Source organism: Microtetraspora niveoalba (genome assembly GCF_001570405.1).
Classification (GTDB): domain Bacteria; phylum Actinomycetota; class Actinomycetes; order Streptosporangiales; family Streptosporangiaceae; genus Microtetraspora; species Microtetraspora niveoalba.
On record NZ_BBYM01000041.1, the window covers coordinates 1 to 17,837 of the forward strand.

29 protein-coding genes are annotated in these 17,837 nt (G+C 69.7%); 25 read left to right on the top strand and 4 right to left on the bottom strand.

The features are described from left to right. Window positions 1–30: 30 nt before the first annotated feature. The gene (locus tag AWQ70_RS31755; RefSeq protein ID WP_157530688.1) at window positions 31–1,227 is read right to left on the bottom strand and encodes a serine hydrolase domain-containing protein; all 1,197 of its coding nucleotides are present in this window, start codon (window positions 1,225–1,227) and stop codon (window positions 31–33) included. Window positions 1,228–1,503: 276 nt separating this feature from the next. On the opposite strand from AWQ70_RS31755, the gene AWQ70_RS31760 reads away from it, so the two are divergent. Then, window positions 1,504–1,968, top strand: a complete 465-nt coding sequence (locus AWQ70_RS31760) for a MaoC family dehydratase (protein WP_067184483.1) — start codon at window positions 1,504–1,506, stop codon at window positions 1,966–1,968. A 432-nt stretch (window positions 1,969–2,400) separates the two neighbouring features. Here the strand turns inward: AWQ70_RS31760 and AWQ70_RS31765 are convergent, their stop codons facing one another. Together AWQ70_RS31765 and AWQ70_RS39455 are read right to left on the bottom strand one after the other, a co-directional pair. Continuing rightward, entirely contained in the window at window positions 2,401–2,652 is a 252-nt protein-coding gene (locus AWQ70_RS31765; RefSeq protein WP_067184485.1) for a winged helix-turn-helix domain-containing protein, read from the bottom strand. Between the two features lie 269 nt (window positions 2,653–2,921). Continuing rightward, complete coding sequence (locus AWQ70_RS39455; protein ID WP_157530690.1) at window positions 2,922–3,278, bottom strand: hypothetical protein; 357 nt, start codon at window positions 3,276–3,278, stop codon at window positions 2,922–2,924. Between the two features lie 251 nt (window positions 3,279–3,529). Between AWQ70_RS39455 and AWQ70_RS38165 the strand changes: the two genes are divergently transcribed. Continuing rightward, window positions 3,530–3,727, top strand: a complete 198-nt coding sequence (locus tag AWQ70_RS38165) for a GntR family transcriptional regulator (RefSeq protein ID WP_245647241.1) — start codon at window positions 3,530–3,532, stop codon at window positions 3,725–3,727. Window positions 3,728–4,216: 489 nt separating this feature from the next. After that, window positions 4,217–4,516 carry a hypothetical protein gene (locus AWQ70_RS31770; protein ID WP_067184489.1) on the top strand — a complete coding sequence of 100 codons (300 nt, stop codon included), beginning with the start codon at window positions 4,217–4,219 and terminating at the stop codon, window positions 4,514–4,516. Here the strand turns inward: AWQ70_RS31770 and AWQ70_RS31775 are convergent. Next, a complete protein-coding gene (locus AWQ70_RS31775) occupies window positions 4,513–5,103 on the bottom strand; it encodes a hypothetical protein (RefSeq protein WP_157530692.1) in 591 nt (196 codons plus the stop codon). The two genes, AWQ70_RS31770 and AWQ70_RS31775, sit on opposite strands and share 4 nt — an antisense overlap. Before the next feature lie 199 nt (window positions 5,104–5,302). On the opposite strand from AWQ70_RS31775, the gene AWQ70_RS31780 reads away from it, so the two are divergent. The 22 genes from AWQ70_RS31780 to AWQ70_RS31880 all read left to right on the top strand — a co-directional run bounded on the left by AWQ70_RS31780 (window position 5,303) and on the right by AWQ70_RS31880 (window position 17,836). Beyond that, a complete protein-coding gene (locus AWQ70_RS31780; protein ID WP_067184495.1) occupies window positions 5,303–5,542 on the top strand; it encodes a helix-turn-helix domain-containing protein in 240 nt (79 codons plus the stop codon). Beyond that, on the top strand, window positions 5,539–5,835 hold the full coding sequence (locus AWQ70_RS31785; RefSeq protein ID WP_067184499.1) for a hypothetical protein: 297 nt from the start codon (window positions 5,539–5,541) through the stop codon (window positions 5,833–5,835). Before AWQ70_RS31780 ends, AWQ70_RS31785 begins: the two co-directional genes overlap by 4 nt. A gap of 76 nt (window positions 5,836–5,911) precedes the next feature. Then, window positions 5,912–6,160 carry a hypothetical protein gene (locus tag AWQ70_RS31790; protein ID WP_067184502.1) on the top strand — a complete coding sequence of 83 codons (249 nt, stop codon included), beginning with the start codon at window positions 5,912–5,914 and terminating at the stop codon, window positions 6,158–6,160. Then, window positions 6,157–6,672, top strand: coding sequence for a hypothetical protein (locus AWQ70_RS31795; RefSeq protein WP_067184506.1), 516 nt, complete (start codon window positions 6,157–6,159; stop codon window positions 6,670–6,672). The genes AWQ70_RS31790 and AWQ70_RS31795 overlap by 4 nt, the downstream gene beginning before the upstream one ends. Continuing rightward, window positions 6,672–7,055, top strand: a complete 384-nt coding sequence (locus AWQ70_RS31800) for a hypothetical protein (protein ID WP_067184510.1) — start codon at window positions 6,672–6,674, stop codon at window positions 7,053–7,055. The genes AWQ70_RS31795 and AWQ70_RS31800 overlap by 1 nt, the downstream gene beginning before the upstream one ends. Continuing rightward, window positions 7,052–7,300 (top strand): hypothetical protein, encoded by a 249-nt coding sequence (locus AWQ70_RS31805; RefSeq protein ID WP_067184514.1) that lies wholly within the window; start codon window positions 7,052–7,054, stop codon window positions 7,298–7,300. The genes AWQ70_RS31800 and AWQ70_RS31805 overlap by 4 nt, the downstream gene beginning before the upstream one ends. Then, window positions 7,300–7,656 (top strand): hypothetical protein, encoded by a 357-nt coding sequence (locus AWQ70_RS31810; protein ID WP_067184516.1) that lies wholly within the window; start codon window positions 7,300–7,302, stop codon window positions 7,654–7,656. Before AWQ70_RS31805 ends, AWQ70_RS31810 begins: the two co-directional genes overlap by 1 nt. Further along, window positions 7,653–7,889 (top strand): hypothetical protein, encoded by a 237-nt coding sequence (locus AWQ70_RS31815; RefSeq protein WP_084518046.1) that lies wholly within the window; start codon window positions 7,653–7,655, stop codon window positions 7,887–7,889. The genes AWQ70_RS31810 and AWQ70_RS31815 overlap by 4 nt, the downstream gene beginning before the upstream one ends. Then, window positions 7,886–8,425: a RuvC family protein gene (locus AWQ70_RS31820; protein WP_067184530.1), complete on the top strand. Its 540-nt coding sequence runs from the start codon at window positions 7,886–7,888 to the stop codon at window positions 8,423–8,425. The genes AWQ70_RS31815 and AWQ70_RS31820 overlap by 4 nt, the downstream gene beginning before the upstream one ends. Further along, entirely contained in the window at window positions 8,422–8,835 is a 414-nt protein-coding gene (locus AWQ70_RS31825) for a hypothetical protein (protein WP_157530694.1), read from the top strand. Before AWQ70_RS31820 ends, AWQ70_RS31825 begins: the two co-directional genes overlap by 4 nt. After that, window positions 8,832–9,206 (top strand): YfdP family phage-associated protein, encoded by a 375-nt coding sequence (locus AWQ70_RS31830; protein ID WP_067184537.1) that lies wholly within the window; start codon window positions 8,832–8,834, stop codon window positions 9,204–9,206. The genes AWQ70_RS31825 and AWQ70_RS31830 overlap by 4 nt, the downstream gene beginning before the upstream one ends. Next, a complete protein-coding gene (locus AWQ70_RS31835) occupies window positions 9,203–10,054 on the top strand; it encodes a DUF2303 family protein (protein ID WP_084518037.1) in 852 nt (283 codons plus the stop codon). The genes AWQ70_RS31830 and AWQ70_RS31835 overlap by 4 nt, the downstream gene beginning before the upstream one ends. Beyond that, window positions 10,051–10,269, top strand: coding sequence for a hypothetical protein (locus AWQ70_RS31840; protein ID WP_067184541.1), 219 nt, complete (start codon window positions 10,051–10,053; stop codon window positions 10,267–10,269). Before AWQ70_RS31835 ends, AWQ70_RS31840 begins: the two co-directional genes overlap by 4 nt. Beyond that, window positions 10,262–10,678, top strand: coding sequence for a hypothetical protein (locus tag AWQ70_RS40045; RefSeq protein ID WP_067184543.1), 417 nt, complete (start codon window positions 10,262–10,264; stop codon window positions 10,676–10,678). Before AWQ70_RS31840 ends, AWQ70_RS40045 begins: the two co-directional genes overlap by 8 nt. Further along, entirely contained in the window at window positions 10,675–10,965 is a 291-nt protein-coding gene (locus AWQ70_RS40050) for a MerR family transcriptional regulator (RefSeq protein WP_067184545.1), read from the top strand. Before AWQ70_RS40045 ends, AWQ70_RS40050 begins: the two co-directional genes overlap by 4 nt. Window positions 10,966–11,124: 159 nt before the next feature. Then, window positions 11,125–11,586 (top strand): hypothetical protein, encoded by a 462-nt coding sequence (locus tag AWQ70_RS31855; protein WP_157530696.1) that lies wholly within the window; start codon window positions 11,125–11,127, stop codon window positions 11,584–11,586. A gap of 2 nt (window positions 11,587–11,588) precedes the next feature. After that, window positions 11,589–12,365: a hypothetical protein gene (locus AWQ70_RS31860; protein WP_084518039.1), complete on the top strand. Its 777-nt coding sequence runs from the start codon at window positions 11,589–11,591 to the stop codon at window positions 12,363–12,365. Between the two features lie 26 nt (window positions 12,366–12,391). After that, entirely contained in the window at window positions 12,392–12,937 is a 546-nt protein-coding gene (locus AWQ70_RS31865) for a hypothetical protein (protein WP_067184555.1), read from the top strand. A gap of 173 nt (window positions 12,938–13,110) precedes the next feature. Then, a complete protein-coding gene (locus AWQ70_RS41665; protein ID WP_067184558.1) occupies window positions 13,111–13,551 on the top strand; it encodes a hypothetical protein in 441 nt (146 codons plus the stop codon). Further along, complete coding sequence (locus tag AWQ70_RS31875; protein ID WP_067184561.1) at window positions 13,548–16,103, top strand: phage/plasmid primase, P4 family; 2,556 nt, start codon at window positions 13,548–13,550, stop codon at window positions 16,101–16,103. Before AWQ70_RS41665 ends, AWQ70_RS31875 begins: the two co-directional genes overlap by 4 nt. 634 nt (window positions 16,104–16,737) lie before the next feature. Continuing rightward, window positions 16,738–16,941 (top strand): hypothetical protein, encoded by a 204-nt coding sequence (locus tag AWQ70_RS39460; RefSeq protein WP_169808777.1) that lies wholly within the window; start codon window positions 16,738–16,740, stop codon window positions 16,939–16,941. Between the two features lie 196 nt (window positions 16,942–17,137). Further along, window positions 17,138–17,836: a hypothetical protein gene (locus AWQ70_RS31880; RefSeq protein WP_067184563.1), complete on the top strand. Its 699-nt coding sequence runs from the start codon at window positions 17,138–17,140 to the stop codon at window positions 17,834–17,836. Window position 17,837 lies beyond the last annotated feature (1 nt).

Genomic DNA, 17,837 nt, shown 5'->3' on the forward strand with positions numbered 1-17,837 from the left:
ACGCGCGGCCGGGGCGGAGCGGCGCCGCCCCTATTCCGCGAAGGCCGCGGCCGCGATGCCGAGGCCGCGCTGGTTCTGGCCCGAGGCCTTGGCGTCCGTGGAGTTGATCGAGTAGACGACCGTACGGCTCAGGTCGCGGGTGGCGCCGACCCCGGCCGCGCTGCCGTACCTCGCACCGGTCTTGCCGAAGGCCACGATGCCGCCCGGCAGCTCGATCCTGGTGAGGCCGGAGGTGTAGTGCGCGGGCTCGTCGCTCCCGTACATCGCGACCCGCGGCACCGTGAACATGGGCGTGAGCTGGGCGGCCGGGACGACCTCGCCCCTGAACAGCGCGGTGATGAACCTCTCCAGGTCCGCGGTGGTCGAGATCAGATCGCCGGACGCCCAGGTCGAGGTGACGCTGGTCTCGGTCATGTCCACGACGTACTGGTCGCCGTACTTGATCGAGTCGGGGAACCCCTTCGGAACCACCTGGTAGCCCTGGTTGTGCCGCCCCCTGATGCGGATGGACGCGCCGGGCAGATAGCTCTCGCGCATCCCGACGGGCTTGAGGATGCGGGTCGTGACCTCGTGCTCGTAGGACCGGCCGGTGATCTTCTCGATCAGCAGGCCCGCCACGAACGTGTTGGTGTTGAGGTAGTGCTGCCGGGTGCCCGGCGTGAACTCGATCGGGTTCTCCACGGCCCTGGCCACGTACTCCCGCGGGGTCCACTTGTCGAACCTGGTGGCGTAGACCCGCTCGAAGCCTCCGTCGAACACCGGCGAGGGGAGCCCACTGGTGTGGTTGAGAAGCTGTCCGACCTTGATGGCCGGATAGCCGGCGGGCAGCAGGCCGGGCAGATACTCCTGTACCGTGCCGTCGAGCGAGACCTTGCCCTCGGCGACGAGCTGCAACACGACCGCGACGGTGAAGATCTTGGTGACGCTGCCCGCGCGGAACCTGGCCCCCTCCTTGGCCGGCCGCTTCGTACGCAGATCGGTCACCCCGGAGACGCCGTGCCAGGAGCCCTTCGAGCCGCCCACCCGCACCTCGGCGGCGGTGGCGTCGGGAGCGGGCAGGCCGGCGATGCTCCGCTTCAGGGCCGCCTCGTTGATCGGCGGCACCTCGCCCGGGGCCGTGGCCGAATGCGCCGTCACGACGCCGGTGCCCGCGAACGCCGGGGCGCTCACCGTCGAGACCAGGGCGGCGAGGGCGAGTCCGGCGGCGGCGATGCGGGTGCGCTTCATGTCGTACATCTCCAGGTGAGAGGGATTCCGGGTGATGTCTCAGATCCTGTCGACCGGGCCGGGCCGAGGGATCGCCGACGCAGGCGATATCCCGCCTCCCTCCCGCGGGGGAGCCCCTCACCCGCGCGACCGGTCGCGTTCACCGCGCCGAGACCACCCCACCCGCGCGGCACGCGAGATCAGCGCCGCCGCCGAGCCCGCCCGCCAGATGGTCCATGTGACCGCGAGACCCGGCGCCTTCGGCCGCCTCGAGCGGCAACCGTAAAGTGCTGGCTTATGCGAATCTTCACCAGTCTCGCCGAGCTGAAGGCCGCCAAGGGCGAACACCTCGGGCACACCGCATGGCGCCAGATCACCCAGGAGCAGGTCAACCTGTTCGCCGACGCCACCGACGACCACCAGTGGATCCACGTGGACGTCGATCGGGCGAAGGAGGGCCCCTTCGGCGGCACCATCGCCCACGGGTACCTCTCCCTGTCGCTGCTCCCGTCCCTGATGCAGGAGCTCTACCGGGTCGAGGGCCTGCGCATGGCCATCAACTACGGGCTGAACAAGGTCCGCTTCCCGCGCCCGGTCCCCGTGGGCGCGCGCGTCCGCGCCGGCGCCGAGATCCTCGACGTGAAGGGCACGCCGTCCGGCACCCTCTCCATCATTCGGGTCACGATCGAGGTCGAAGGCTCGGACCGGCCCTCCTGCGTCGCCGAGTCGCTCTCCCTCTACGTCCCGGCCGAGGACTCCTGATCTCCCGTCCCAGCCTCACGCCCGCCTTCGCGCTTCACCTGCCCGTACCTGTTTTCCGGTGCGGGCATCGGCGTACCCGATCCCCCGCCCACCCCGCTGACCAGCCCGGAAACCCCGCCCCGTACGGCCCGGCCCTGAGGACGGAGGGCACGCGGGGGCGGCCCGGAGACGACGCGCCGCAATTCCGGTTCGGAGCACGCGCCAGAACCCGCTATGCTTACTGACGTCAGCGAGCGGCCGTAGCTCAATGGATAGAGCATCTGACTACGGATTAGACCACATTTACCTGTGTAGAAACCGCATTTCGCCGAGATTCGCAGCCACCAGTATTCAAGCCGAATCAGATGGTTTATCTCCGGCGGTCTGATCAAGGACTGAAACCCCACGTCACCCCCGTTGCGGGCCCTCCGCACGGGGGTTTCTTCATGCCCTCTATTCCTCGCCGTCGTCCTCGGGTTCGGGGCCCACGAACGATCCGAGGTTCGGCCGCGTATAGATGAGCGCCTTCTCCTCGCGCAGCCAGACGATTGTCTTGCGAGCGGTATTGCGCGCGACGCCGAATTCCTGCATCAGGCCGTTCTCGGAAATGAGCCGGCCGGGCGGGTATTCACCGGACGTGATCCTCCGCTGGATCACGGTTGCGATCTGCCGCCATCGCGGGAGGTCGTCACGCCACTCGATCATGATCCGGAGCGTAGGTGATCAGCCGTAAGGGCCCTCAGGCGGCCGTACGCACGCGCACCTATGCCTCGGCATAGAGCGGGGTGAAGCGGCCTCCGTAGACTGCGGTCAGGCGCGGGGGTGCGACACCACTCGCATCCCCGCGCCATCGAGCATCAGAAGCAGTTGAAGGGCGGCCCCACTACGCGCGCTTCGCCCCCATGCGAAGCAGCGGGGCCGCCCGATCCAGCGCGACGGGCCTGCGCGCCCCGCCCACTGGACGATCGGTGAGATCAGCGTGCTCGTCCCGACAGCAACCGGTGCCACCATTCGTAGGCGTCACTCCGACGCCATCGCTCGGCGGTCCACGACAAGGCTGGTACACCAGCACGCGGCAGGGTGCGGCGGCAGATCTGGTAGACCCCGGCGTGGGAGATCAGTTCGTAGCTGGTCATGGCACAGCCGCAGGTGTGCTCGACGACACGGCCCGGCCCGAGGCTTTCCGTGATCCACCGGAACTCGTGACGGCCGACCAGTGGGATGGCGGGGTGAGGCGCTACCCCCGGGCAGTCCTCGCCTTCATCGACGATGCCGAGTGTGAGGGCTGAATCGGCCGGCGCGGAGGCTCGGCGGATGGGATGCACGGTCACGCGTCGCCCCCTCGGACCAGGGGCCTTGCCTGGCAGACCAGCGCGCCGAGTGGCGTGTTTTGGCTCGTCACCGGCACTGCGTCCTCCTACAGAGCGGCCAGACGGTGAAGCCAAGATACGTTCTACTCGTATCATACGTCTAGCCTGTATGATACGGATGGCCGTTGTGACCGGTTTAGGAGCGCCCTAATGTGATCGCATGCCCCTCGACCGGCTCGACCCGACTCCCCTTACCTGAGCAGCTCGCCGCCGTGGTCGAGGCAGAGATCCGCTCGGGCGCCCTGCGTCCGCGCGAGCCCGTACCGTCGGAGAGCGCCCTCCAGGCGGAGCATGGGGTATCGCGCGTCACCGTGCGGCGGGCGATGGCGCTACTACGCGATCAGGGCTGGGTCGTCACGATCCAGGGACGTGGGAGCTTCGTGGCTCCAGAGGAATCCTGGCCGGAGTAGGAGTTGGCTGGGATCTATCTGACGTGCTCGGCATGGTGATGGCTACCATGCGGTGAGTCGTCTCCTCGCAGGGGGTGTAGGCCCCGCACGGCCGGGTGCCCAGCGTTGCAGGCGACGGCGGCCCGGCCGTGCGGCCATCCCAGTCTCGGTCGCGACCCTGGTGGTGCAGGGTCGGGGCCCAGATTGGGGTTCCAGTCTGGCAGCTTGGGGCGCTTGGTATGGACCTATCCGCCGTAGTTAGGGTTCCGTACCCCGAAAACGTGTGCGACTTCTTGGGCAATTCGGGCATATCTATCCGACCCGATGCGCTCTCCGCTACCGTCTGTGAATCATTGGGTGCCTACTGTGCCTCTTGGGGCCTATGCCCGATTGGATCGCGCCAGATCCCCCTTCCACCGCGCCCAGCCGCGACCTAGAGTGTCCAGACCGTCGCCTGCAAACACGGTGTAGTGAGTCAAGTCGGGGGACGACTCACGGAACAGGACGCTCATGCTCAAGCCGCCCCTCAAGTACGTGATCCTCGTCGCCGCCACCCTCTGGGGGGTCAGCGCCGTCACCGCGCTGACCGATATCGGGTCCATGCGGCTGCATATCACGATCCTGATGGGCGCCCTCGTCGTCAGCTTCTGGGCGATCGCCGCCTCGTTCGCTGGCGCGATGAAGGGTCAGGTCCTCAACTTCGACCGCGGCTACACCATTGGAGCCAGGGGCATCGTCGCCGGCCTCGTCGACGCCGCGAATCAGCGTGAAGCCGAACTCCTCGACCAGAAGGCCAGGAACTACAACTAACCGTCTCGGCGCCGCATCGCCTCGGCGACTTCTTGTCGGAGGCTGCGGTACCCCTCCAGGAACTGCTGTCTCAGGTCCTCCGGGAGATCGGGGTCTTCCACGATCTCCCGGACGACCGCATCATGTGCGCCGGCCTCGAAGACGATCTTGCCGCCGCGCTCCTTGGCGAACTCCTCGAGGGCCCTGGTCAGGGCATCGGCTGTGCCGCCGTGCTCGAAGTGCTTGGCCTGGACGATGACGCGTTCTCCGCCGGGCAGTTGAATCACTGCGTCGAGGCCGATGTCCCCGCCGGTCAGCGGCGCGGTCGTTGGCGCGTCTACGAACGATTGGTAGAGCGCATCTTGGTTGTCGCTGCCGAGGATGTCGTCGATCGCGCCTGGCGGCCATAAGAGTGCGCGTTCTATGCCGCTCTTGGTGAGTGGCCGCATTGGGCGGGTCTCGAACCGCACGGTTCGTAGACCCTCTTTGGTGAGTCCGGCTCGTTTGGCGACGGCGTTCCACTGGAGGCCCAGGCGGGTGCGGCGCTGGTCCATGAGGTGGGCGAGTCGCTGCCGGGCGGTCATGTCGGTTTCTGTCTGCCCTCGCACGACCTATTCCTACACGACAGATGGGGACAGGTCTAGGCAGACGACGAATGATAGCGGCAGATCACACACGCTTTGCCCGACACGCTGACTCCAATTTCGCAGGCAGTCAACGGCAAACCGAGGCAGACACGGACAGGCAACTGTCTCCAATCGGACAGATAGGGTTGCTGTCTGTCTCCATCTGTCCTAGCGTTGCGTCATGGCACAACTCACCAAGGTGGACGGACGCAAGATCCGCAGCGTTCGCGAGGCGCGAGAGATGAGCGCCGACGAACTCGCCGACGCCGTGTCCTGCCACCCCGACCACCTCCGCAACATCGAACTCGGCCACAAGCAGCCGTCCATGAAGCTGTTCGGCGCGATCTACCGGGCGCTCGACGTTGAGCGCGCGGAGCTCCTGGCCGACGAGCAGCCCGCCACGGTGGTGGCCGGCCGATGAGCAGCGTCCCCGCCGAGATTTCCGCGCAGCGGAGGATCGCCGTCGATATCTCCTGGGCTCGCACGCCGAACCGCAGCGAGCGGACGGAGGCGGCCCGGCGGGCGTCCCCGATGCGGATCGAGTACTGGGAGAAGAAGATCCGTGAGACCGGGATCGTCCGTGAGGAGGACATCCCGAAGGCCGCGGCGTCCGCGTACCGGGCGCACATGCGGGCCATGTCGCTCAAGGCCGCCAAGGCGCGGCAGGCGCGGAAGGAAGCCCGCCTCGCGCGGGCGCGCAACTCCCCCTCATAGCCGAAGGGCTCCCACGCCATGCGACGACGTGGAAGCCCTGTGTCCCCGCACCCATCCAGAGAAATGGAGCGAGGCAATGTCCAACCCTATCCCCCAGATCACGTTCGGCGAGCTGACCGTCGGCCAGGTGGTGTCGATCCCGCCGGCGATCCCGACCCGGCTCGTGAAGCCGCAGATCGTCGAGGTCGTGACCGCGCCGACCCCGTGCACGAACGGGGCCTGCCGCGCGCTCGTCGCCCTGGTCCGTGACGTGGAGTCCGGCCAGGAGTTCCCCGTCCACCGCCGCGCCGAGCTGCCGGTCGAGCTTGTGAAGAGGTCCGTATGAGCGAGCGCAAGGAACCGAGCATCAAGTCCGCCCTCTGGGCAGGCGTGCTCGCCATCGTCGACAAGCTGCCCAAGGAGACGGGCAACACCGCGCGCAGCATCGGCAAGTTCACCCAGGACGGCGCGAGCAGCAGCGTGCACGCGACCTACGAGATTGAGCAGCCCGACGGCTCGTCAAAGGTCTACACCCTGACCCTGACCGTCGAGGAGTCCCGCGACGACCACGACGGCCGCTGGGGCCCTGGCGGACGCCGCGACCAGGACGACCTCACCAAGCGGGTCGTCGTCGACAACGTCCACTACCTCATCGGCGATGGCAAGGGCAGCTTCCAGGGGTTCGGAGGCCGCCGCGTCGACATCGAGTTCTTCGACGGCCGGAAGGTCACCACGACCGACTTGTGGCATCAGGGCACCGTCCCGCCCAAGTGGCGGCACCGGTTCCCGAACAACGCCCGTTTCGTGCAGCGCGAGATCGACTTCACCGCCCTCTCCCCCACCTCTTCGGAGTCCTGATGTTCACCACCGAGCACACCGAATACCTGCGCGAACAGGTCAAGCGCGCGGAGGAGGTGGCGGCCGGATGGCGGGCGCTGCTCACCTACGCCCAGTCCAACGCGGCCGGCCCCCTCTTCACCGGCAACCCCTACCCGCCGTCCGCCCCCACGGCCGGAGACACGCGCGTCTACCCGACCGGCCAGGAGGACGGCCGCGCCGCGTGGACGTCGCGGCAGGAGGCGCACTTCCAGGGGTTCCAGGCCGCGCACAACACGCTGTGCCAGGACAACACCGGCCCCGACAAGGCGGACGTGTGCGTCCGCGAGGTCGGGCACGAGGGTAAGCACAACGACGGCAACGGCCGCTCCTGGAACGGCACCGTGACCGGGGGCCAGGCGTGAGCGACAACCCAGCCATCCACGGGATGGTGTCCCTCGCCGAGATGTACGAGGACGGCTCCAGCCTGCTGCAGACGTGGCGGATCCCCCCGTCCCTCGTCGCCGAGTTGCGCCAGGTGCTGCGCAACCAGATCGGCACCCCGGACGGCGAGACGTTCGGCACCGCCGAGGCCGTCCGCGCGTCGGCCGCGCACGCCGCCCAGGTGCCCGGCGCCGTCCACACCTTCGCGATGGAGGACGACTCCTGATGATCCTCGCCTTCGTGGCGACCGCGGCCACCGTCGGCGCTTCGGCGCTGGCGGTGGCCGCCCACCGCCGCCACCTTCCCGCCCACCGCACCGCCGCCACTGCCGCGGCCGGCGTGGGCGCCTACACCACCACCCTGGCCGCCCTCGCGGAGACGTCCGAGACCGTACGGATCCTGGCCGGGCTGGTCCCTGACTCCGCCTGGCGTGCGCTCGCGGGCGCCGTTGTGCTCGTCGGCGTGTGCGTCGCCTTCCCGTTGGCGCGGTGGCTCGCCGCCTCGGCCCCGGACCGGCCGGTCGACGACGTCGACGAGGACGGGGATGGACTGTTGGTCGAGGTCCCGAGGTGGGCGCGATGACGGGCCCGGAGCACTACCGCGAGGCCGAGCGGCTCCTCGTGGGCTGCAAGACCCAGGACGGCGCTCTACTGATCGAGGAGGGGACCGCCGAGGTCCTCGCCGCGGCGCAGGTGCACGCGACGCTCGCCCTCGCCGCCGCCACCGCGCTCCTCAGCCCGGTCGCCGCGGGCGGCTACGACGACGACCGCGACCTGCGCGCCTGGCGCGCGGCCGCCGGAAAGGACCACCGTTGATCCGCCCGCGTGTAGTCGGCCTCGACCTCTCCCTCACCGCCACCGGCGTTGCCTTCTCCGATGGCTCCGTCGGCACGATCAAGACCCGGCTCTCCGAGCGGGACAGGCGACTCACCGACATCCGCGGTGCGATCGCCGTCGCGGTCGGCGGACCCGAACTCATGGAGTCGCCGACCGCAGTCCCGGCCGCGCTCGTCGTCATCGAGGACCTCCCGACGCACGCGAAGTCCGCCGGGATCACCGGCATGGTTCACGGCGTCGTCCGGGAGCTGCTCGCCTCCGCGCGCGTGCCGTATGCCCTCGTGCCCCCGGCCACGCTGAAGAAGTACGCCACAGGGGCCGGGAACGCGGACAAGACCGCGATGGCCGTCGCGGCGTTCAAACGGGACGGCCGGGAGTTCGCCGACGACAACCAGTGCGACGCCTGGTGGCTCCGCGCCATGGGCCTCGACCAGCTCGGCCACCCGGTGATCGAACTGCCGAAGGCGCAGCGCGACGCGCTCGCCAAGGTGGCGTGGCCCGAGGCGGCGGGATGAGCCTGCCCCCGCCCGACCACGTTCTCGTCCTCCTCAAGGCCGGCCGCCCGATCCCCGCCGTCGAGCGGGCGACCGGATGGCCCGCCGCCGCGATCCGCCGTCTCGTCGCCCGTCAGCGTGGATGGCTGATCGGGCCGAACGGCCACGTCTACGACCCGACCGAGATCCGCGGCGGCAAGGCGCCGTCGATGGGCGCGGACGCCGCGCGGGAGCTGCACGCGCGGCTCCAGGAGCGCCGCAAGCTGCTCGGCCTGACCTGGCCGCGGGTCGCCCTCCAGATGCACCTACCGCTGTCCCGTCTCGACGGGCTCCGGGAGGGCTCCGGGAGCGTGCCGACCCAGCGGCGCGCCGAGGAGTGGCTCACCAAGACCTCCCGTTTCCTCCTCGAAGAGAAAGAGATCCCAGCGTGACCGCTGCAACCACCGAGACCGAGCCCGGCCGGGTTCGTCCGTTCGCCGACATCCTGCGCGACCTGAAGCGCGGCGAGGTCATCGACGAGGCCGCGATCCTGCTTCAGGACCTGGTCCGCGCCGTCGTCGTGAACGGCAAGAAGGGCACCTTCACCTTGAAGGTCGAGGTGTCGCCGATGAAGGGCGACAGCACGGCGCTCGTCGTCGCCGCCCAGGCGTCCATCTCCCCGCCGAAGGGCCAGCCCGCGGAGGCCGTGTTCTTCGCCGACCGCGACAACAACCTCGTCCGCGACGACCCCAACCAGATCGCGTTGCCCGGCCTGCGCCGGGTCGACATCGACTCCCCCTCCCCGAAGGAGATCGCCAAGTGACCCTCCCCACTGAGCGCCGTACGGAGAACGACGCCCTCATCGACGCCCTCACCGACGCCCAGCTCTCCGAGCGCCTGGAGCCCGGCGGCTTCTACGCCTTCAAGCACAACGGGCACGTGACGCAGATCGACCTGCTCGACCGGAATCTGGAGGCGCCGCGGCGGAAGACCGGCACGGTCCGCGTCGAGGACATCGCGTCGTTCGTGGCCTACTACCGCAAGCACGCCGATCAGTTCTCCGAGACGTTCGTAAACGTCGAGGCCGGGACGGTCACCGCGGTGCTGAATGCGCACATGTCGACGGTGGAGATCGACGGCGACATCCTCGACTGCGGGGCCCGGTGGGGTGACCACCGCCTCGTGCTCACCCTCGCGAAGACCGACGCGTGGAAGCGCTGGACCGCCAACGATCGGAAGCTGATCCGGCAGGCCGAGTTCGCCGACTTCATCGACGACAACCGCGCCGACATCCGCACGCCCTCGGCCGCCGACATGCTGGAGCTGGTCCAGCAGTTCCAGGCCATCCAGAAGGTCACCTTCCAGTCGTCGGCCATCCTCGCGAACGGCGACCGGCGCCTGTCGTACGTCGAGGAGACGGAGGCCGGTGCCGGGGCCAAGGGCCAGCTCACCGTCCCGTCCGTGCTGGAGCTGGGTATCGCGCCGTTCGAGGACAGCGAGCCGTACGTCGTGACCGCGCGGTTCCGCTACCGGATTCAGGGCGGCGGCCTGCTCATGGGGTACCTGCTCGATAACGCCGACGACGTCGCGAAGGACGCCGTGAAGACCGTCGTCGCGCGGATTCAGGAGGAGCTCGGGATCACGGTGATGCGGGGCACGCCCGCGTCATGACGAGCACGAGCACCGAGGCCCTCGCCGGCACGTCCGGCGGGGGCCTCCCCACACCCGCCCCCGCTCTCCCGCGCCGTTCGGCGCAGATCACCGTCACGACACGCGACGGCGACCGGGTCACCGTGTCCACCTGGTCGACGTGCGCCGGGGTCGGGGATTTCGTTTCGATGCTGCTCGGGGAGCCGGGCAGCCGTGTGGAGGTCGACCATGCCTGAGATCACTCCGAACCCCTACAGCCCGTACGCCGACGCCGATCCCAAATGCCGACACCTCATCCCCTGTCTGTTCGGGCTCTCCCCGGAACCCGGCGTGCTCGCCCTCGCCGCGTGCGAGCGCATGGCCGTCGTCCCTGACGGGTCCCTGACCGACGTCACCGAGCTGCTCATGGCGGGCCGCACTGAAAACCTGCCTCCCGGCCTGTGCCCGGCTTGCATCACCGTCGCCACCTGCAAGGGCACCCCGGACCGTCAACCCCCGGCCACGTGCAGGGAGTGCGACGGCGGCAGCTCACACGGCGACCTGTGCGCTTTGTGTCGTCAGGACCTTCACGAGCAGTGGTGGCCGACGAGAAGCCTCGCCACGCTGCAAGCGGCGAACGTGGCCGCCGACCGGGCGCCGCGTTGAGACCTCGCCCGGCCGTCGGCACACAGCGCGTCGCGAAGCTCGCGGGAGTCACCTTCCGCCAGCTCAATCACTGGTGCGTCCGCGGCTTCCTGCTTCCCAAGCACGACGGCGGCACTGGACACGATCGGGAGTGGCCGGCCGCCGAGGTGGCCGTCGCCCGGCTGATGGCGCGTCTGGTGGCGGCGGGGTTCCGGCCGGAGCACGCGGCGTCGATTGCCCGTACGGCGGTCGTGTTCGACGTGACTGAGGTCGAGGTCGGGGAGGGGCTCACGCTCACGGTCAAGTGAACTAAGGACAGATGGAGACAGATAGCTGTTGCTATCTGTCTCCATCTGTCTTAAAGTTCTTCTCAGACCGAGGCGGGCGCGTCAGTCTGGTCAGTCTGAGAAGCGGCAGTCAGTCACTAATGCGCCCCCTGTGATGAATGAAGAAAGAAGAGAGAACAGATGGGCACCCCTTCCCCCGTGACCATCGCCGCAGGCGGCCCGGTCACCCTGACCGACGCCCAGCGCGACGGCCGCGCCTGCGTCAACTGCGGCAGCGAAAACGGCGCGATGATCCCCGCCGGGCTCCTCGGCGGCGTCCAGATCTTCCGCCACCAGGTCTGCCCGGCCAAGCCGGTCGAGCTCGACCACGTCGGCGCGCAGCTCTACACCGCGTACAAGAACCTCGGCGAGCAGATCGCCGACCTGACCGAGAAGCAGAAGCGCGTCCGCGAGCAGCTTGAGGCCCGCATCGGCGACGCCCCCGGCGCCACCATCGGCGGCGAGGACGTCATCACCTGGAAGTGGTCCAAGCCCGGCGGCGGCCTCGACGCCAAGGCCCTGGCCAAGGACCACCCCGAGATCTACGCCAAGTACTACAAGCCGAAGAAGGCGTCCCGCCCCTTCAAGATCCTCGGCGAGTAGCCGTGACCGTCGCGTTCCAGCAGCCGACCGCCGGCCAGTTCGCGCCCCCGCTCGACGGCCTCGCCGGACAGATCGCCACCCAGGTGATCGACACCGTGAAGCGCGCCGCCTCGGGCGCCGCCCGCTCGCAGCAGGTCGCGCTCGGCCCGTCCGAGTACGGCATCCCCTGCACGAGGCGGTTGGCGTACAAGCTGCTCGACTGGCCGACGGTCAACGCCGACACCGACCCGTGGGCGTCCATCATCGGCACCGCCGTACACGCCTGGATGGACACCACCTACCGGGCCGAGAACCGGCGGCTCGGCCGCGAGCGGTACCTCATCGAGCGCACCCTCCAGATCACCCCGGCCCTGCGCGGCCACTCCGACCTGTTCGACCGCGACCACGGTGCCGTCATCGACTGGAAGGTCGTCGGCCTCGACCAGCTCAAGAAGTACCGCGCCAACGGGCCCGGCGACCAGTACCGCAAGCAGGCCCACCTCTACGGGCTCGGCCAGCAGCTCGCTGGCGAACGCGTCGAGCACGTCGCGATCGTGTTCCTCCCCCGCGGCGGCCAGATCAGCGGCCTGCACGTGTGGACCGAGCCGTACGACTATCGCGTCGCGATCGACGCCATCAAGCGCCTCGACACGATCCGAGACCTGGTCCTCCACGCGGACCCGGAGGCCAACCCGGGCGCGTGGGCCCTGTTCCCCACGGCAGACGCGCACTGCACGTACTGCCCCTTCTACCTCCCCGGCAGCACCGACCTGGCGGTCGGCTGCCCGGGCCACAAGTAACACCCCGAAAGAAAGAGAGAAAGACCATGTTCCAGCAGCCCACCGGCGGCGGCGACTCCTTCAAGGCCGCCGAGCACCTCGGCCGCCTCGTCGTCATCTACGCCAAGGACTACCGCGAGAACATCCCCACCACCTTCGGCGCGTCCAACGCGATCAGCGCCGACATCCACGTCGTCGACGCCCCCGGCGGCCCCCAGGTGTTCAACAACGCGCTGCTGTTCCCCCGCGCCCTCGTCGCGTCCCTGCGGGACGCCGTCGGCGGCCAGCCGGTGCTCGCCCGGATCGGCCAGGGCGTCGCGAAGCCCGGCCAGTCCGCGCCGTACATCCTCAACCCGTTCTCCGACCAGGACGCGGCGGTGGCGACGGCGTACGTGAACAGCCTGCCGAAGCCGTTCCAGGCGGCCGCTCCCGCGCCGCAGAGCGCCCCGGCCGCCCCGGCGCCGGTGCCCGCGCAGGCCGCGCCCGCTCCGGCAGCGGCGGCCGCCGCTCCGGTGATCGACCCGAACAACCTCCCCGCCGACGTCGCCGCGCTGCTCGCCCAGCTCCAGAGCCAGCAGGCCGCGACCGCCTGACCTCCTCCCGGCCCAGGGCTGCCGTTGTGCTCGCGGACGCGGCGGCCCTGGCCGGGAGGACCAGGTCCCGTCCTGGAGGGGAAGCCAGGCGGGGCCGACCACAGCCCGCCCCGAGCCCACCGGGTTCCGGGGCGGGCTTCCCGCATCACCAGGCACAACCAGGAGGGGCCACCATGGGCGCAGACCTGAAGATCCGGATCCCATCCGTACACGAGCCCGCGGCCGAGCCCCCGTTACCCTGCGCGGAAACCTGCCTCCTCTGCCACGGCCGCGCGCTGCCCTGCCCCGAGCGGCCCGGCTACTGCGCCCCCGTCTGCATGCGCACCATGCGCCGCCGCGGACCCGTCCACGTGTGCATCGCCACCACCACCGTGGCCGCCCGGCTGCTCGTCCGCCCCTCCGACTCCTCATCGGCGTACGTCACGCCGTGGGGCGACATCCAGAAGCCGCGCCCCTCCCTATGGCCGTGGCTCGTCGTCGACCACTGCCCCCGCTGCGGCGGCATGCACTGGCACACAATCACCCGCCCCGAACAGCGCTGGTACCGGACCGCCCCGTGCGGCCTGCCCTACGTCCTCACCCTCGCCCCCGCACTTCTCGGAGCCACCGCGTGACCATCCTGGCTGCTGCTCTCAACCTCCACGCCGCCGGACTCTCCGTCATCCCGGCCGCGATCGACGGCAGCAAATCCCCCCTCGGCTCCTGGAAGCGCTACATGCGCGAACGAATGAACGAGGACGACCTGCGCGGATGGTTCACGGCCGGGCACCCCGGGATCGGTGTCGTCACCGGCGCCATCTCCGGTCAGGTGGAGATGATCGAGCTGGAAGGCCGGGCGATCGCCGAGGGCATCCTCGGCCAGCTCGTCGAGCTGCTCGGCGCGGCCGGCCTCGGCGACGCCTGGACGCGGATGACCGGCGGTTACCTCGAACAGAGCCCGAGCGGCGGCCTGCACGTCTTCTACCGCCTGACCGACGGCCCCGCGCGCGGAAACGTGAAGCTGGCCGAGCGCCCAGCCCGCGATGGCGAACTCACCGACGAAGAACGCGCCGTCCTGGCCGAGCATCCCGACAAGGTGTTCCGCCGCGGCCTGATCGAAACCCGTGGCGAGGGCGGGTTCGTCGTCGTCGCCCCCTCCGACGGCACGACACACCCGAGTGGAAAGCCGTGGCTGCTCCTCGCAGGGGGCCCGTACAGCATCGCCCCCATCACGTGCGCCGAGCGGGACGCCATCCACCAGATCGCCCGGCTCTTCGACCAGACACGCCCACAACCGGCCGACGTGCAGGAGCCGCTCCCCTTCACCCAGCCCGGCCAGGCCGAGAACCGGCCCGAGGGCGGCGTCTCCCCCGGCGACGACTACGAGCAGCGCGTCGACTGGGCCGACCTGCTCGGATCCCACGGCTGGACCCTCATCCACACGCTCGGCCGCACCCGCTACTGGCGCCGCCCCGGCAAGAACCAGGGCATCTCCGCGACCACCGGCCGGGCCGACGACCGCGACCGCCTCTACGTGTTCACCACCAGCACCGAATTCGAGCCCGAGGTCCCGCACACGAAGCTCGGCGCGTACGCCGTACTCGAGCACGGCGGCGACCACAGCGCGGCGGCGAAGGCGCTGCACGCCGCCGGTTACGGCCGCCCCGCCCCCGAACCGGCCCGGCCTGCCCGCTTCACTCAGCCCACCGAAAACCCGCAGGTCGCCCAGCTTACGGAGCCGGGTAACTTGGCCCCGGCCGCGCAGGTCACCGAGCCGGACACCTACAGCCTCACCGACGACGGCAACGCCCTCCGCCTCGTCGACCAGCATCACGGCGCGCTCCGCTACTGCCCCCAGCGCGCCTCCTGGCTCACCTGGGACGGCCACCTCTGGCGCTGGGACCAGGCAGGCACCGCCCAAGAACTCGCCCGCGGCATCGCACGCGGCCTGCCCGAAGACGACCTCGACCAGCGCCGCCACCGCAAGACCTCGCTGTCCGCGCGCGGACTGAACGCGATGCTCGTCGTCGCCCGCACCGACCCCCGCATCGTCGTCCCCCTCGACCACCTGGACGCCCAGCCGTACGAACTCAACACCCCCTCCGGCGTCGTCAACCTGCGCACCGGCCAGATGCGGCAGCCCGACCCCAGCGCGCTGCACGCCCGCACCGCCACCACCGGCCCCGACTTCACCACACCGCCCGAACGCTGGCTGCGCTTCCTCGCCCAGACCTTCGGCGACGACGTGGCGATGACCACCTACGTGCAGCGGCTCCTCGGCGTCTCCCTCGTCGGCACCGTCCTGGAGCAGCTCCTCCCGTTCTGCTTCGGCGAAGGCGCCAACGGCAAGACCACCTTGCTCGGCGTCATGCAGCGGCTCCTCGGGATCGGCGCCGACGGCTACGCCCTCAGCGTGGGCTCCGACCTCCTCCTCGCCACCCAGCACAACGGCCACCCCACCGAACTCGCTCAGCTCTCCGGGGCCCGGCTCGTCGTCACCTCCGAACTGGAGGACGGGCAGCGGTTCGCCGAGGCCCGGGTCAAGATGCTGACCGGCCGCGACCCCATCTCCGCGCGGTTCATGCGCGCCGACTTCTTCACCTTCCGGCCGACGCACACGCTGTGGCTACTCGCCAACCACCAGCCGCAGGTGCGCGCCGGCGGCCCCGCCCTCTGGCGCCGGTTGAAGCTCCTCCCCTTCCTCCACGTCGTCCCGCCCGAGGACCGCGACCCCCACCTCGAAGACACATTGGTGGATAAGGAAGGGCCGTCCATTTTGGCGTGGGCCATTCAAGGCGCGGCCGACTATTTCGCCCACGGAATCGCCGAACCCGAATCCGTGAAGACCGCCACCGACGCCTACGCCAAGGATCAGGATTCGATCGCGCGTTTCGTCGAGGAAATGTGCGAAATCGGCAGCCCGGCCGCGCCGCACATGGTCGTCAGGGTGGCCGAGCTGCGCGCCGCGTACGAGGCGTGGTGCCGCGGCGAGGGCGAGCAGGCGGCGACCGCGAAGGGCTTCGGCATGGCTCTCCAGCGCCGGTTCGGGATCGTAACGGAGCGGTCCGCGTCGGCCCGGTTCTACCGCGGGATCCGGCTGACGGATGCGTCATCGGACTCGGCGGATGCGTCATCCGAGGGCGGGGATGCGTCACAGGGTGAGCGGTGGGGCGGGCCCGGATGGTGACACCCGACCAAGATCATGACGCATGTGGGGGCCTGGATGACGCATTCGTGACGCGTTCCCACACGGATGCGTCACAGCTTTCGGGATGCCGGGAGATCGCGTCACATTCGTCAGACCAGCAGGAACGCGAGGGCGACGCGTCATCGTTGATGATCTTCGCCAAGATCATGACGTGTGTGACACGTTTTTACGTCCTATCCGCTGCTACGCGCGCGCATACACGCACACGGGGACTCAACCGGAGAAAACGTGTCATGCGTCATACGCGTCATCGCTCCCCCGGACGGTGAAGTGATGCCCCGCCCCCGCTGGATCCCCGAACGGATCTCCACCACCGCCCGCTTCGAGCCCTGCCCAAAGTGCCACGCCCTCACCATCCGCGCCCTCGACAACCCCGTCGCCGGCATCGACACCCGCCTCGACCCGACCCCCCTCGACCTCGTCGCCGAACTCCAGGCACGAATTTCGGGGCGGTGGACGTACGACCTGATCGGAATCGGAGCAAGGAAAGAAATCGCATTCCGAGACCAATGGCGAATCAAGAAAAGAAATTGGCCCGTCCTGCCGAGACACCAATGCCCCGGCCCGGTGCCCACGACCGCGCTACTCCGCACCCGCCGAAAGAGAGAGGTCGATGATGAGCCCCCGTTCTGAACACCCCCGCCGCCCGGCCGGGTCGATGGTCGAGCGCGCTATCCCCGGCGCCGACGCCGGCCACTGCCGCCTCTGCGAACGAAACCTCCTGCTGATCGTGCGCGGCGGCTGGACCGCCTGCCCGCACTGCGACACCAACGCGGGCTGGCTCACCCCGCAGCAACGCGCCTGGGGCCCGCAATGACCCGCCGCTGCCCGCCCGGTCATGTCGGAGGCAGACAGTAATCGGGCCCGGCCGCCACCCTGCCCGAGTGAACGACACGCCGCCGCCGCAGACGCGTCCCACCGCCGGATCCTCGCCCCGCCGAGGCTCGAAGACGTTAGTCGCGATCTATGGCACCCTCCGCGGCGACCGACTTGGAAGATCGAAAGGACACGTCGTGAGCCACCTCCCCTCGGAAGTCGCCGACGACTTCGCCTCGGCGGCCGTGTACTGGCTCGACTTCTTGGAGGCCCGCTTCCCCGGCACACCACGCCCCTCGCATCCGCGAGTCCTCACCCGGGAGGATCGGGCCCGGCGCGACGAGCTGGCCCGCGTCGAGCGGGCCGAGCGCGTCCTGGTGATGCCCGGCGAGCACCCGGCTCCGCTCCATCTCGACGTGTCGCAGGCGGCGGACGAGCTGGCCGAGTGGGCGTACTGGTGCGCTGTCCGCGTGGCCGAGGCCATCATGCGCCCAGTCCCAGCGCCCCCGCAGGGCCTGGAGGACGTCCAGCAGGTGCTCGACTTCGCGGCCCGCCTCATCGTTGAAGCCGACTTCGTCTGCGCGGGCTTGGCCGAGGAGCTCGCCTCGACCGCCCGGTGGATCGCGGAGAGCATCTATCACCACCTGCACCTGCGGCCGGACGGCCAGGTCATCACCGTCATCTGTCCGTGGTGCAAGGGCATCACCGAGGACGAGCCGCTCGGCGGGGCGTACACCTGGCGCGTCCGCGTGCTGCCCGGCGACCAGGTGGCGATCGTGTGCGAGTCCGGGTCGTGCGAGCCGCCGCTGCGGGAGGTGGGGACGTGGTGGGGCGGCCGCCCGTGCTGGCCCCTCCCGGACTGGGGGCGGCTCGCCCGGTTCATCGCGGCGCGCTGAT

Bases quoted from the DNA above. Each gene is read 5' to 3' on its own strand.
- AWQ70_RS31755 (WP_157530688.1), bottom strand. From the start codon at position 1,227: ATGAAGCGCACCCGCATCGCCGCCGCCGGACTCGCCCTCGCCGCCCTG.
- AWQ70_RS31760 (WP_067184483.1), top strand. From the start codon at position 1,504: ATGCGAATCTTCACCAGTCTCGCCGAGCTGAAGGCCGCCAAGGGCGAA.
- AWQ70_RS31765 (WP_067184485.1), bottom strand. From the start codon at position 2,652: ATGATCGAGTGGCGTGACGACCTCCCGCGATGGCGGCAGATCGCAACC.
- AWQ70_RS31770 (WP_067184489.1), top strand. From the start codon at position 4,217: ATGCTCAAGCCGCCCCTCAAGTACGTGATCCTCGTCGCCGCCACCCTC.
- AWQ70_RS31780 (WP_067184495.1), top strand. From the start codon at position 5,303: ATGGCACAACTCACCAAGGTGGACGGACGCAAGATCCGCAGCGTTCGC.
- AWQ70_RS31785 (WP_067184499.1), top strand. From the start codon at position 5,539: ATGAGCAGCGTCCCCGCCGAGATTTCCGCGCAGCGGAGGATCGCCGTC.
- AWQ70_RS31790 (WP_067184502.1), top strand. From the start codon at position 5,912: ATGTCCAACCCTATCCCCCAGATCACGTTCGGCGAGCTGACCGTCGGC.
- AWQ70_RS31795 (WP_067184506.1), top strand. From the start codon at position 6,157: ATGAGCGAGCGCAAGGAACCGAGCATCAAGTCCGCCCTCTGGGCAGGC.
- AWQ70_RS31800 (WP_067184510.1), top strand. From the start codon at position 6,672: ATGTTCACCACCGAGCACACCGAATACCTGCGCGAACAGGTCAAGCGC.
- AWQ70_RS31810 (WP_067184516.1), top strand. From the start codon at position 7,300: ATGATCCTCGCCTTCGTGGCGACCGCGGCCACCGTCGGCGCTTCGGCG.
- AWQ70_RS31815 (WP_084518046.1), top strand. From the start codon at position 7,653: ATGACGGGCCCGGAGCACTACCGCGAGGCCGAGCGGCTCCTCGTGGGC.
- AWQ70_RS31825 (WP_157530694.1), top strand. From the start codon at position 8,422: ATGAGCCTGCCCCCGCCCGACCACGTTCTCGTCCTCCTCAAGGCCGGC.
- AWQ70_RS31840 (WP_067184541.1), top strand. From the start codon at position 10,051: ATGACGAGCACGAGCACCGAGGCCCTCGCCGGCACGTCCGGCGGGGGC.
- AWQ70_RS40045 (WP_067184543.1), top strand. From the start codon at position 10,262: ATGCCTGAGATCACTCCGAACCCCTACAGCCCGTACGCCGACGCCGAT.
- AWQ70_RS31855 (WP_157530696.1), top strand. From the start codon at position 11,125: ATGGGCACCCCTTCCCCCGTGACCATCGCCGCAGGCGGCCCGGTCACC.
- AWQ70_RS31865 (WP_067184555.1), top strand. From the start codon at position 12,392: ATGTTCCAGCAGCCCACCGGCGGCGGCGACTCCTTCAAGGCCGCCGAG.
- AWQ70_RS41665 (WP_067184558.1), top strand. From the start codon at position 13,111: ATGGGCGCAGACCTGAAGATCCGGATCCCATCCGTACACGAGCCCGCG.
- AWQ70_RS39460 (WP_169808777.1), top strand. From the start codon at position 16,738: ATGATGAGCCCCCGTTCTGAACACCCCCGCCGCCCGGCCGGGTCGATG.